The organism is Buchananella sp. 14KM1171 (genome assembly GCF_041380365.1).
Lineage (GTDB): Bacteria > Actinomycetota > Actinomycetes > Actinomycetales > Actinomycetaceae > Buchananella > Buchananella felis.
Genome location: NZ_CP159981.1, coordinates 1,969,503 through 1,981,661, shown reverse-complemented (window position 1 = coordinate 1,981,661; position 12,159 = coordinate 1,969,503). Strand labels below are relative to the sequence as shown.

Sequence of the window (12,159 nt, the reverse complement as noted above, 5' to 3'; positions counted from 1 at the left end):
TGTCAGGCCTGCTTCCGGCGAACGACCTGCTCGGTGTCGTACTCGGCCTGCGGGCCGTCCTCGTCGGCCTCCCCTGCCTCGGCGCTCGCGACGCCGGTGAACTGGTCCACGAAGAGCTCGGCTGCGGCGCGCAGCTCCTCCTCGGTGGCCTTTTCCAGCTTGCCGGTGGCGGCGATCTCCTTGAGCACGCCGGTGTGGGCGCGCAGGTGGTCCAGGAACTGCTCCTCGAACTTCAGCACGTCCTCCACCTCGATCTTGTCGAGGTAGCCGTTGGTGCCGGCCCAGATGGAGGCAACCTGCTCCTCGACCGGGTAGGGGGTGTACTGCGGCTGGCGCAGCAGCTGCATCAGGCGCTCGCCTCGGGCCAGCTGACGACGGGTGACCGCGTCCAGGTCGGAGGCGAACATGGCGAAGGCCGCCATGGAGAAGTACTGGGCCAGGGTCAGCTTGAGCGTACCGGCCACCTGCTTCATCGCCTTGATCTGGGCGGCGCCACCGACTCGGGAGACGGAGATACCCACGTCCACGGCGGGGCGCTGGTTGGCGTTGAAGAGGTCGGACTGCAGGAAGATCTGGCCGTCCGTGATGGAGATGACGTTGGTGGGGATGTAGGCGGAGACGTCGTTCGCCTTGGTCTCGATGACCGGCAGGCCGGTCATCGAGCCGCCGCCCAGCTCGTCGCTCAGCTTGGCGCAGCGCTCCAGCAGGCGGGAGTGCAGGTAGAACACGTCACCCGGGTAGGCCTCGCGGCCCGGCGGGCGGCGCAGCAGCAGGGAGACGGCGCGGTAGGCCTCGGCCTGCTTGGACAGGTCGTCGAAGATGATCAGGACGTGCTTGCCCTGGTACATCCAGTGCTGGCCGATCGCGGAGCCGGTGTAGGGGGCCAGGTACTTGAAGCCGGCCGGGTCGGACGCCGGGGAGGCCACGATCGTGGTGTACTCCAGGGCGCCGGCCTCCTCCAGGGCGCCGCGCACGGCGGCGATGGTGGAGCCCTTCTGGCCGATGGCGACGTAGATGCAGCGCACCTGCTTCTGCGGGTCGCCGCTGTCCCAGTTGGCCTTCTGGTTCAGGATGGTGTCGATCGCGATGGCGGTCTTGCCGGTCTGACGGTCACCGATGATGAGCTGACGCTGGCCGCGACCGATCGGGATCATGGAGTCGATCGCCTTCAGGCCGGTCTGGAGGGGCTCGTGGACGCTCTTGCGCATCATCACGCCGGGAGCCTGCAGCTCCAGGGCGCGGCGGCCCTCGGACTCGATGGCGCCCAGGCCGTCGATGGGGTTGCCGAGCGGGTCAACCACGCGGCCCAGGTAGGCGTCGCCAACCGGCACGGAGAGAACCTCGCCGGTGCGGTGCACCTCCTGGCCCTCCTCGATGCCGCTGAAGTCACCCAGGACCACGGCGCCGATCTCGCGCACGTCCAGGTTCATGGCCAGGCCAAGCGTGCCGTCCTCGAAGCGCAGCAGCTCGTTTGCCATGGCGCCGGGCAGGCCCTCAATCTGGGCGATGCCGTCGGCGGAAAGCGTCACGTGCCCCACCTCGTCCGCGGCCGCCTTGGCGGGCTCGTAGGAGTTGATGAAGCTGTCCAGTGCCGCGCGAATCTCTTCGGGGCGGATCTTCAGCTCAGCCATTTGATCTTCCTTATATCCAGGGCTTGGCTCTCAGGCGCCGAGCGCCTCGCGAGCAGAGTTCAGACGGGTCAGGACGGATCCGTCGATCACGTCGTCGCCCACGGTTATGTGCAGTCCGCCCACCACGTCGGGACGGATGTTGATGTTCAGCAGGACGGGCAGGCCGTAGATGCGCTGGAGCGCGGCGGCCAGGCGGTCCTCCTGCTGGCCGGTGAGCGGCACGACGGAGGAGACCATGGCCACCAGGCTGGAGTGCTCGCGGGCGGCGTCCTCGATGAGCTCGCGCACCACGGAACGGGCCGGGCGCGAGCCGCAGGTGCGGATCGCCTGCGAAAGCAGGGTCAGCGTCGCTGCGGACACGTGCCCACCCAGCACGGATTCCAGCACCTCGCCGCGCTTGTGCTCGGGCACCAGGTGGCGCCCGGAGACGGCGGCACGCACCGCCGGCTCCTGGCCCAGGAACTCGTGGACGGAGACGAGCTCACGCTCCAGCTGGGTCAGCTCACCGGTAAGGTGCGCCTCGAAGAGGATGGTGATTCGCCCCAGCTTGTGCAGCACCTGGATGAGGTCTGCGCTCTCCGCCAGCTTGCCTCGCACCACGCCGCAGCACAGGTCCACGACCTCGCTGGAGGCTTCCAGCCCGACGCGGGAAACCACGTCGCGCAGCAGCTCGGCGCGGTCGTCCGCGCTGCGGGCCGGGTTGGTCAGCGCCTGGCCCAAGCGGTCAGAGAATGCCACCAGGTCCGCCACGGCGAAGATCTCGCGGGCCTTGCTTAGGCGGTCTGCGGGAACGTCGGCCAGCAGCGCCCGCCAGTTGGCGGCCGCGGTGTTGAGAGTAGCTACGGAGGTGGGACGCATCAGGCCTGGCTCCCCTTCACCGGTGCCTTCTCCAGCTCGTCGAGGAAGCTGTCGATGACCTTGGAGGCGACGTCGGGGTTAGTCAGCTCCTGGCCCACGATGCGGGCCGCCAGGTCCGTGGCCACGCGGCCCACGTCGCTGCGCAGCTCACGCTCGGCGGCGGCGCGGGAGGCGGCGATGGACGCCTGGGCCTGCTCGCGCATCTGCTCGGCGTGGGCGGCTGCCTTCTCGTGCGCCTCGGCGGTGATCGTCTTGGCGTCGCTGCGGGCCTGCGCGCGGATCTCCGCGGCCTGCGTGCGCGCCTCGGTCAGCTCTGCGGCGGCCTGGGCGCGGGCTGCTTCCAGCTCGTCCCCGGCACGCTCGGACAGCTCAAGACCCTTCTCGATCTTCTCGGCGCGCTCGTCGAGCAGCGCCGTCAGCTTCGGCAGCGCGAACTTCCAAAGGGCGATGACGACGATGGCCAGTGCCAGTCCCGCCCAGAAGACCTCTGAGAGGGGCGGCAGCAAAACCCGCATTCCGCCGCCCGCCCCTGCGGCGAGCGTCTGCATCAGGAGGCCGGGAAGACGAGGCCGGCGGCGAAACCGATGAGGCCCAGGGCCTCAACGAAGGCCGCACCCAGAATCATGTTCACACGCAGCGCGCCGGCCACCTCGGGCTGACGGGCGGTGGCCTCCTGGGTCTTGGCGACGAGCCAACCGATACCGAGGGCGGGGCCAACGGTGGCCAGACCGTAACCGATGGTTGCGATGTTACCGATGACGTTCATGTGCTTTCCTTCTTGGTGGGCTCGATCAGTGGTGTTCGACCGAGAGGTTGATGTACACGGAGGTCAGTAGCGTGAAGATGTATGCCTGCAGCGCGGCCACGAAGGTCTCGAACAGCAGGAAGACGATGCCGATGCCGAAGGTGAGCGTTCCCGCCGCCTTCACGGCCCCGGCGGCCTCGAAGAAGAGGTAGTGGGTGCCGGTGAAGGCCAGCACCAGGATCAGGTGGCCCACCATCATGTTTGCCAGCAGACGCATGGTGAGCGTGACGGGGCGGATGACGAAGGTGGACAGCAGCTCGATGGGCGCCAGGATGAAGTAGATGGGCCACGGGATCCCAGGCATGAAGAGCTGCTCGCGGAAGAAGGTCAGCCCGCCGCGCTCCTTGATGCCTGCGGCGATGAAGGCGACGTAGGCGAACAGGGCGAAGACGAGCGGCACTGCCACCACCGAGGAGGCGGCGATGTTCAGGCCCGGGATGATGCCGGTGATGTTCATGGCGAAGACGCCGATGAAGATCACGGTGAGCACCGGGGTGTACTTGCGGGCCTTGGCGCCCAGGATCTCCTCCGCGATTCCCTTGCGGACGAACTCCAGGACCAGCTCGATCATGGACTGGCCCCGGCTGGGCACCAGCTTGGCGCGGCGCGCGGCCACCACGAAGATCAGCGCGATGGCGACGGCGGCAACGATGCGGACCAGGACCAGGCGGTTGACCTCGAACGGGGTGCCCACAAACAGGAAGGGCTCCGGGAAGAACTCGTGCTCAAAGTCGATGCCCTGGTAACCATCGCCACCGGACGAGGACGAGAGAGCAACGAGGGCGCGCTGCGCGGCTGCGGTAAACAGTTGGTCCCCCATTCGTCGTCATTGATTGGCTGCTGAGACAATAGCCGATTTCTGGCTGCCCTTAGTTAGTTCAGCGACCCTCGCGCGGGACGGAAGTCCCCGCCCCGGCGTCCAGTATGGGCTGAATCCGGGCCAAAGCGCCCACCTCGAACGCGGTGGAGCCCAGGATGCCGACCACCAGGGTGAGGAACAACACAACGGGATTGATGGCCGGCGTCAATCGCGCCAACGCGATTGCACCAAGCATTAGCACTGACTTGGCAAGGAATCCCCCAAGGAGCCCGGCCAGGGCGAGCTGCGGGTGCTTGGCCACCACGCGCAGGCCCACCAGCTGCAGCAGCACGATCAGCAGGGTGATCGCCCCACCCAGGGCGCCACTGAGCGCGCCGCGCCCGCCCGTGCCCAGCCAGCCCGTGCCCAGCCCGCCCGTGGCCGGCCCGCCTCCCAGCCACCCCAGGGCCAGCCAGCCTCCCAGCGCGCCCAGGGCGGTCACGGCGGCGGCGAAGACCAGCAGGCGGTTGCGCAGCGGCGCGTAGATGTCGCCGAGGCTGGTGGGGGTGGTTCGGCTCACTTTGCTTCCTCCTTCGGGGCGGCGGCGGGAACGTCGTCATTGGTGGAGATGCCGGGCAGGAACAGCCAGGTCACGCCCGCGCCGAGCAGCACGGCCACGAACACCACGGGACCAACGGCCTTGGGGGGCAGCACCACGAGGGCGGCGGTGCCCAGGGAGACGATGGCGGACCACAGGTACATGGTCAGCACGGCGCGGCGGTGGGAGTGGCCGGCGTTGAGGAGGCGGTGGTGCAGGTGCATGCGGTCGGCGTGGAATGGGCTCTTGCCGGCGCGGGTGCGGCGCACCACGGCCATGCCCATGTCCAGCAGCGGCAGCAGCATGATCGCAAAGGGCAGCAGGATGGGCAGCCAGGAGGGGGCCAGGGAGTCGCGGATGACCGAGTTGGGGTCCACCTGGCCGGTGACGATCACGATGATCGCGCCGGTGACGAAGCCGAGCGTGAGCGCCCCGGAGTCCCCCATGAAGATGCGGGCCGGGTGGAAGTTGTGGGGCAGGAAGCCCAGGCACACCCCCACCAGGGCGGCGCTGAGGGTGGCGGCCAGGGAGGCGTAGGTTTCGGCCCCGCTGAGGCGGGAGAGCACGTAGGAGTAGATGAAGAAGCCGGATACTCCGATTCCCACCATGCCTGCGGCCAGCCCGTCTAGGCCGTCCACGAAGTTCACGGCGTTGGCCAGGGCCACCACCACGATGACGGTGAGGAAGACCGACAGGGCCGACGATCCCACCGTCAGTCCCCCGATCGGCAGCGAGACCAGCTGCACGCCCATGCGCACCAGCACCAGGGCGGCCAGGATCTGACCGATGAGTTTGACGGCCCAGTCCAGTTCCCACATGTCGTCCAGGGCGCCGAGCAGGCACATGATCCCGCCGGAGACCACGACGGCCCAGAACTGCTGGTCGGCCAGGGCGGGGCCCAGGAAGGCGGTCTGCTTGGCGATGAGCAGCGCCACGACGAGGCCCAGGTACATGGCCACACCGCCCAGGCGGGGCACGGGGACCTTGTGGACGTCGCGGCCGCGCACCGGGGTGAGCACGCCGAGGCGGTTGGCTAGCACGCGCACCACCGGCGTGAGCAGGTAGGTGACGCACGCGGCCGCGAGGACGACTAGCAGGTAGACCTTCACCGGCCGCCCCCAGAGCTTTGGCCGGGTTGGCCGACGTCGCCGTCTGCCGCTGCGTCTGGGCCGCCGCCCGGTTGCGGGGCGGGGACGACGTGACCGCCGTCGGCCCCCACCACGGTGGCCAGGCCGGCGAGCGCGCCGGCGATGCGGGCGGGGTCCAGCGCGCCGGTGCGCACCACGCGCACCTCGCTGCCCGTGAGGTCGAGGATGGTGGAGGCGCCCTGGGTGGAGCGTTGCCCGCCGTCCAGGATGAGGGCCAGGCTGGCGCCGAGCTGGTCGGCGCACTCGCGCGCGGTGGTGGCCGGCGCCTGGCCGTGCAGGTTGGCGGAGGTCACGGCCAGGGGGCCGGTGATGCGCAGTAGTTCGCGGGCGGTGGCGTCGGCGGGAACGCGCAGCGCCACGGTGCCGTTGGTCTCCCCCAGGTCCCATTCGACCTCGGGGCGGGCGGGCAGGATGAGGGTGAGGGCGCCGGGCCAGAAGGAATGGGCCAGGCGGGTGGCGACGTCGGAGAACTCGGGCACCAGGGCGGTGGCGGCCGCAGCGTCAGCGATCAGCACCGGGGGCGGGAAGTTGCGTCCGCGGCCCTTGGCGGCCAGGAGGCGGCCCACGGCGGCCGGGCTGAAGGGGTCCGCGCCGATGCCGTAGACGGTGTCCGTGGGCAGGGCGATCACGTGGCCTTGGTGCACGGCCGCAGCGGCCTGCTCCAGGGCAGCGGCGGTGGGTTCAAGCAGCTGCATCGTGTCCGCCTCTCCTGGCCAGGTGGCGGCCAGGTAGCGCTGGCGGCCGCTGAGGTCGTCTTGGGTGGAGGCGGCGGTGAACCCGGCTTCCAGGGCCATCCTAACCACGGCCGGTCCCTGGTGATCGGCGTGTTCGATGAAGACGCGCCCGCCGGCTCGCAGCAGCTCGCGGGCGCGCTGCAGCACGGCGGCCAAGTGGCCCAGCCCGTCGGCACCCTGGCCGTAGAGCGCCAGCGCCGGGTCGAACTTGGCCACCTCGGGGTCGCGGGGCACGGCCGCCGGGGGCACGTAGGGCGGGTTGGAGACCACCACGTCCACGCTGCCGCGCAGCTCCCCCAGCGGGGAGCCGCAGATCGGGGCGCGCACGTCTCCCTCCACCAACCGCACCTGAGGGGCGAGCGCGGCGATGTTGCGGGCGGCCAGCTCCAGCGGAGCCTGGCCCAGCTCCAGGGCCCACACACGCGAGCCGGGGACCTCGGTGGCCACCGCCAGGGCGATGGCGCCCGAACCGGTGCACAGGTCCACCACCGTGGGGGCGGCCGGGCGGCCGGCGGCCGTGGCCTCCCGCGCGGCGGCGCGGGCGGCGTCGATGGCTGCCTGGGCCACCTGCTCGGTCTCCGGCCGGGCCACGAAGGTCCCCGGGGCGCTGGCCAGGGTCAGGTGCCGAAAGGGCATCTGTCCCAACAGGTGCTGCAGGGGCTCGCGCTGGGCGCGCCGCTCGGTCAGGCGCGCCAGCTGCACTGCCTGGTCGGCACTGAGCGGGGCGGTGGCGAGCACGGGCGGGCCGCCCAGCACGTGCTGGGCCAGCCAGCGCGCGTCGGCGGCCGGGCTGGGCACCCCGGCCCGCGTGAGCGCTCCGGTCACGGCGGCCATCGCCTCGCGTGGGCTCATCTCCTCCTGCGGGCGCGTCCCTTGGGGCAGGCTCACTGCCCGGAGGCCTCGGCTAGGCGCTCGGCGCGCTCCATGTCGATGCAGGACTGGATGACGGCGTGCAGTTCCCCGCCCAGCACGGCGTCCAGGTTGTAGGCCTTGAAGCCGGTGCGGTGGTCGGCGATGCGGTTTTCGGGGAAGTTGTAGGTGCGGATGCGCTCGGAACGGTCCACGGTGCGCACCTGGGAGCGGCGGGCGGCAGAGGCGGCGGCCTCCTCCTCGGCCTTCTTCGCGTCGCGCAGGCGGGCGCGCAGCACGCGCATGGCCGCCTCCTTGTTCTGCAGCTGGCTCTTCTCGTTCTGCATGGAGACCACGATCCCGGTGGGCAGGTGGGTGATGCGCACGGCGGAGTCCGTGGTGTTGACCGACTGCCCGCCCGGGCCGGAGGAACGGTAGACGTCGATGCGCAGCTCGTTGGGGTCCAGCTGGATCTCCTCGTCGCTCTCCTCCGCCTCCGGCAGCACCAGCACGCCGGCGGCGGAGGTGTGGATGCGGCCCTGGGACTCGGTGACGGGGACGCGCTGGACGCGGTGCACGCCGCCCTCGAACTTCAGGTGGGCCCACACCCCGTCCTCGGGGGCCACGTTGCCGCGCGCGCGGATGGCCAGGGTGATGTCCTTGTAGCCGCCCAGGTCGGAGTCGGTGGAGCCCAGCACCGCCACAGCCCAGCCCTTGGCCTCGGCGTAGCGGGTGTACATGCGCACCAGGTCGCCGGCGAACAGGGCGGATTCCTCTCCGCCCTCCCCGGCCTTGACCTCCAGGATGACGTCGCGGGCGTCGTCGGGGTCGCGGGGGGCTAGCACGTCGTGCAGGTGCTCCTCTGCGGCGGCCGCGGCCTCCTCCAGGGCGGGCACCTCCGCAGCGAAGTCGGGGTCCTCTGCGGCCAGCTCGCGGGCGGCCTCCAGGTCGCTGACGGCCTGCTCCCAGTCCCGGTAGGCGCTCACCACGCGCCCCAGCTCCGCGTAGCGCCGGCCCAGGGTGCGGGCCTTGGCCTGGTCCTCGTGGACTGCCGGGTCGGCCAGCGCCGCCTCGATCTGCGCATACTCCGCCAGCTGTGCTGCCGCGATCTCGCTCACCGGTGTTCTCCTCTAGCTACGTTTTGTGGACGACGCTGCCGCCCGCCGCTCCCCTCCCGTGCTGCGCGCGCGGGGCGGGAAAATACAACGAGCGCCGGGTGCCACGTGGGCAGCCCGGCGCTCGTGAAGTGCTACTTCTGACGCTTGCCGTAACGAGCCTCGAAGCGAGCCACACGACCACCGGTGTCCAGAATCTTCTGCTTGCCGGTGTAGAACGGGTGGCACGCGGAGCAGACGTCGGCGCGCAGTTCGCCCGACGTGGAGGTCGAGCGAGTGGTGAAGGTGTTGCCGCAGGTGCACGTCACGACGGTGGTGACGTACTCCGGGTGAATACCCTGCTTCATGGTTTCTCCTTGAGGTTTAGGTCCGGGTCCATGGTTGGACCGCCACGGTGAACCGGAGCCAAGGGGTCATTCTTCCAGCCCGGGGGCGGTGAGCGCCACCTCTGGCGCCGTGGTGGCGCTCACCCACGGGCCTGGGTTGGGGGCGGCGGCGCGAGCGCCCCGCCCCCCACCAGAGCGATTTGGGTGTCAGTCGTTTTCCGCTGCCGGGGTGGTCTTAGAGACGGTGAGCAGGAACTCGGTGTTGGACTGCGTCTCACGCAGCTTGGACAACACCAGTTCGGTGGCCTGCTGCAACTCCAGTCCGGCCAGGACTCGGCGCAGCTTCCACAGGATCTTCAGCTCCTCGGAACGAACCAGGATCTCCTCGCGGCGCGTGCCGGAGGCGTTGACGTCCACGGCCGGGAACACGCGGCGGTCGGCCAGCTGGCGGGACAGGCGCAGCTCCATGTTTCCGGTGCCCTTGAACTCCTCGAAGATGACCTCGTCCATCTTGGAGCCGGTCTCCACCAGGGCGGTGGCCAGGATCGTGAGGGAGCCGCCGTTTTCCACGTTGCGGGCGGCACCGAAGAAGCGCTTGGGCGGGTAGAGCGCAGAGGCGTCCACACCACCGGACAGGATGCGCCCGGAGGCGGGGGCGGCCAGGTTGTAGGCGCGGCCCAGGCGGGTGATGGAGTCCAGCAACACCACCACGTCCTGCCCCAGCTCCACCAGGCGCTTGGCGCGCTCGATGGCCAGCTCCGCCACCTGCGTGTGGTCGGAGGCCGGGCGGTCGAAGGTGGAGGCAATGACCTCGCCCTTGACCGTGCGCTCCATGTCGGTGACCTCTTCGGGGCGCTCGTCCACCAGCACCACCATCAGGTGGACCTCCGGGTTGTTCACGGCGATGGCGTTGGCGATCTGCTGCAGCACGATCGTCTTACCGGCCTTGGGCGGGGAGACGATCAGGCCGCGCTGGCCCTTACCGATGGGCGCCACCAGGTCGATCACGCGGGGCGTGAGGGCCTTGGGGGTGGTCTCCAGGCGCAGCTGCTCGTTCGGGTAGAGCGGGACCAGCTTGGCGAACTCGGGGCGCGCCTTGGCCTCCTCCACCGTCATCGAGTTGACGCGGTCCAGGCGCACCAGCGGGTTGGCCTTGTTCACGCCGCGACCGGAGTGGTGCTGCTGGGCCTCCCCCTCTCGCGGAGCGCGGATGGCGCCCTGCACGGCGTCGCCCGGGCGCAGACCGTACTTGCGGACCTGGCTGAGGGAGACGTACACGTCGCGCGGGCCGGGCAGGTAGCCGGAGGTGCGCACGAAGGCGTGGTTGTCGTGCACGTCCAGGATGCCGGCGATCGGCACCAGCACATCGTCCTCGGTGATCTCCGGCTCGGCTTCCTCCCCGCCGCGCCCGCGCCGCTTGTTGCGGTCGCGGCCGCGCCGGCGGCGCCCACCGCGCTCGTCGTCCCAGTTCTCTCGCCGTTCGTCGCGGCGGTCCTCGCGGCGCTGGCGGCGCTCACCGGCGGCCTCCCCCACCGCGTCCAGCGCGGCCTGGGTCTGCGCCGGCAGCTCGCCACGCTGACCGTCCTCGCCGCGATTGCGCGCGAACTCACCCTTCACGTCCAGATCGGCGGCGCCCGCACCGGCCGCGTCCACCGCCCCGGTGCTCAGGCCCCGGCGGCCGCGCCGTCCGCGCCGCTCACCCTGCTCGGACCGATCAAAACGGTCCCGGCCCTCGCGGCGCTCCCGGCCCTCACCGTTGCTCTCGGCCCGCTCGCGATTCTCACCGCGCTCGCCGCGACGCTCGGAGCGGCCGGCGGCAACGTCGTCCACCCGCTCGCCACGACGCTCGGAGCGACCGGCGGCAACGCCGTCCCCACCCTCACTGCGGCGGGAATAAGCCTGGCGCTCCTGCTCGCGGTCCGCCTCGCTGCGCTCGGTGCGGGAGGCGCGGCCCTCCGCTGCGCTGCGAGAGACGGACAGGGCGCGGGCGGCGCGGTCAGAGGCCGGGCGCCCCTCCCCCTGCTCGGGGCGGGCGGCGCGGCCCCCACCGGAGCGGGCGGCGGAGATGGCCTCGATCAATTCCGGCTTGCGCTTGGCGCTAACGCCGGTAAGCCCCAGCTGCTTGGCCAGGTCCTTCAACTCCGGCAGCCGCATCTTGTCAAGGGAGGGCTGAGTCGTGATTGCTTCGCTCACGGATGTGTCCTTCTTCGTGCCGGAAAACGCACGGAAAATCAATGAAGAGAAAGCCACTACGGGCTAGGAATGCCAGCCTTGCTGGCGAGGCGCGCGGCCAGCGGCCCGGCGCACAATCCCTACCCTAACAGAAACGCGGCCCTCGCCGCCTCAGGCCACGATCCGGGCGCCCTGCATGTCGATGCCGGGGGTGAGCACCTCCCAATCGCGTTCCAACTCGGCGCGGGTGGCCGGGTCCAGTTCCTGGAAGACCAGCACCGACGGCCCAGCCCCGGAAACCACGGCCGGCAGGCCCCGACGGCGCAGCGCACGCACCGCCCCCACCGTGCCCGGCATGGAGGCCGCGCGGGCGTCCTGGTGCAGGCGGTCGGCGGTGGCCTCCATCCAGTCCACCTCCACCCCGCACAGGCCCGCGGTGAGCAGGGCGGCGCGGGCCACGTTGAACGCCGCATCCGCGTGGGACACCTGATCCGGCAGGACGGAGCGGGCCTTGGCCGTGGCCAGGCGGGTGCCCGGCACCAGCACCGTCAGCGGCAGGTCGGCGCGCACGGGCAAAGAAGCGCAGCGCCCCCGCCCGTTGGCGTCCACCCAGCTGACGGTCGCCCCGCCGTAGATGGCCGGGGCGGCGTTGTCCGGGTGACCCTCAAACTCGGTGGCCAGCTCCAGCAGGGCCGCGTCCGTCAACGGCCCCTGCGTCGCCGGGTCGTAGCCCGGCAGGTCCGGCGCTGTGGTCAGCGCCCGGGCCAGCATCAGACCGGCCACCACCGCAGCGGAGGAGGAGCCCATGCCACGCCCGTGCGGGATGCGGTTGTGGCACACCAGCTCCAGGCCGCCCTGCGGGGCGCCGGCCGCGTCCAGGCCCACCCGGATCGCCTTGATGACCAGGTTGTCCTCGCCCGCGCCCACGGTGCCCTCGCCCTGGCCGCGCACCTCCACCCGCGTGGCGCCCACGGTGGCGCGCACGCTGACGCGGTCACACACCCCCAGGGCCAGGCCCAGGGAGTCAAACCCTGGCCCCAGGTTGGCGCTGGTGGCGGGGACCTCCACGGTGGCGGTGGCGCGTTTGATGGACATGGACTCTCCTTTGCGCGGACGCAAGATGC

At 70.9% G+C, this 12,159-nt stretch carries 12 protein-coding genes; all 12 read right to left on the bottom strand.

The genetic code is table 11. The features are described from left to right. Window positions 1-2: 2 nt before the first annotated feature. Window positions 3-1,631: a F0F1 ATP synthase subunit alpha gene (gene atpA / locus ABYF38_RS07635; RefSeq protein WP_371151791.1), complete on the bottom strand. Its 1,629-nt coding sequence runs from the start codon at window positions 1,629-1,631 to the stop codon at window positions 3-5. 30 nt (window positions 1,632-1,661) lie between these two features. Continuing rightward, window positions 1,662-2,489 carry an ATP synthase F1 subunit delta gene (atpH, locus tag ABYF38_RS07630; protein WP_371151790.1) on the bottom strand — a complete coding sequence of 276 codons (828 nt, stop codon included), beginning with the start codon at window positions 2,487-2,489 and terminating at the stop codon, window positions 1,662-1,664. Further along, window positions 2,489-3,037 carry a F0F1 ATP synthase subunit B gene (locus tag ABYF38_RS07625; protein WP_371151789.1) on the bottom strand — a complete coding sequence of 183 codons (549 nt, stop codon included), beginning with the start codon at window positions 3,035-3,037 and terminating at the stop codon, window positions 2,489-2,491. Before ABYF38_RS07625 ends, atpH begins: the two co-directional genes overlap by 1 nt. Further along, window positions 3,037-3,255 carry an ATP synthase F0 subunit C gene (atpE, locus tag ABYF38_RS07620; RefSeq protein WP_371151788.1) on the bottom strand — a complete coding sequence of 73 codons (219 nt, stop codon included), beginning with the start codon at window positions 3,253-3,255 and terminating at the stop codon, window positions 3,037-3,039. The genes ABYF38_RS07625 and atpE overlap by 1 nt, the downstream gene beginning before the upstream one ends. A 25-nt stretch (window positions 3,256-3,280) precedes the next feature. After that, a complete protein-coding gene (atpB, locus tag ABYF38_RS07615; protein ID WP_371151787.1) occupies window positions 3,281-4,114 on the bottom strand; it encodes a F0F1 ATP synthase subunit A in 834 nt (277 codons plus the stop codon). Window positions 4,115-4,172: 58 nt separating this feature from the next. After that, window positions 4,173-4,673: a hypothetical protein gene (locus tag ABYF38_RS07610; protein ID WP_371151786.1), complete on the bottom strand. Its 501-nt coding sequence runs from the start codon at window positions 4,671-4,673 to the stop codon at window positions 4,173-4,175. Next, window positions 4,670-5,800, bottom strand: a complete 1,131-nt coding sequence (locus ABYF38_RS07605) for an MraY family glycosyltransferase (RefSeq protein WP_371151785.1) — start codon at window positions 5,798-5,800, stop codon at window positions 4,670-4,672. Before ABYF38_RS07605 ends, ABYF38_RS07610 begins: the two co-directional genes overlap by 4 nt. Next, complete coding sequence (prmC, locus tag ABYF38_RS07600) at window positions 5,797-7,461, bottom strand: peptide chain release factor N(5)-glutamine methyltransferase (protein ID WP_371151784.1); 1,665 nt, start codon at window positions 7,459-7,461, stop codon at window positions 5,797-5,799. Before prmC ends, ABYF38_RS07605 begins: the two co-directional genes overlap by 4 nt. Continuing rightward, entirely contained in the window at window positions 7,458-8,540 is a 1,083-nt protein-coding gene (gene prfA / locus ABYF38_RS07595) for a peptide chain release factor 1 (RefSeq protein WP_371151783.1), read from the bottom strand. Before prfA ends, prmC begins: the two co-directional genes overlap by 4 nt. 131 nt (window positions 8,541-8,671) lie before the next feature. Further along, the gene (rpmE, locus tag ABYF38_RS07590) at window positions 8,672-8,884 is read right to left on the bottom strand and encodes a 50S ribosomal protein L31 (RefSeq protein WP_371151782.1); all 213 of its coding nucleotides are present in this window, start codon (window positions 8,882-8,884) and stop codon (window positions 8,672-8,674) included. Between the two features lie 186 nt (window positions 8,885-9,070). Beyond that, entirely contained in the window at window positions 9,071-11,056 is a 1,986-nt protein-coding gene (gene rho, locus ABYF38_RS07585) for a transcription termination factor Rho (protein ID WP_371151781.1), read from the bottom strand. 150 nt (window positions 11,057-11,206) lie between these two features. Continuing rightward, the gene (gene thrB, locus ABYF38_RS07580) at window positions 11,207-12,130 is read right to left on the bottom strand and encodes a homoserine kinase (RefSeq protein WP_371151780.1); all 924 of its coding nucleotides are present in this window, start codon (window positions 12,128-12,130) and stop codon (window positions 11,207-11,209) included. Window positions 12,131-12,159 lie beyond the last annotated feature (29 nt).

Excerpts from the sequence above, each read along its gene's own strand:
- atpA (WP_371151791.1), bottom strand. The coding sequence starts at position 1,631 with ATGGCTGAGCTGAAGATCCGCCCCGAAGAGATTCGCGCGGCACTGGAC.
- atpH (WP_371151790.1), bottom strand. The coding sequence starts at position 2,489 with ATGCGTCCCACCTCCGTAGCTACTCTCAACACCGCGGCCGCCAACTGG.
- ABYF38_RS07625 (WP_371151789.1), bottom strand. The coding sequence starts at position 3,037 with ATGCAGACGCTCGCCGCAGGGGCGGGCGGCGGAATGCGGGTTTTGCTG.
- atpE (WP_371151788.1), bottom strand. The coding sequence starts at position 3,255 with ATGAACGTCATCGGTAACATCGCAACCATCGGTTACGGTCTGGCCACC.
- atpB (WP_371151787.1), bottom strand. The coding sequence starts at position 4,114 with ATGGGGGACCAACTGTTTACCGCAGCCGCGCAGCGCGCCCTCGTTGCT.
- rpmE (WP_371151782.1), bottom strand. The coding sequence starts at position 8,884 with ATGAAGCAGGGTATTCACCCGGAGTACGTCACCACCGTCGTGACGTGC.
- thrB (WP_371151780.1), bottom strand. The coding sequence starts at position 12,130 with ATGTCCATCAAACGCGCCACCGCCACCGTGGAGGTCCCCGCCACCAGC.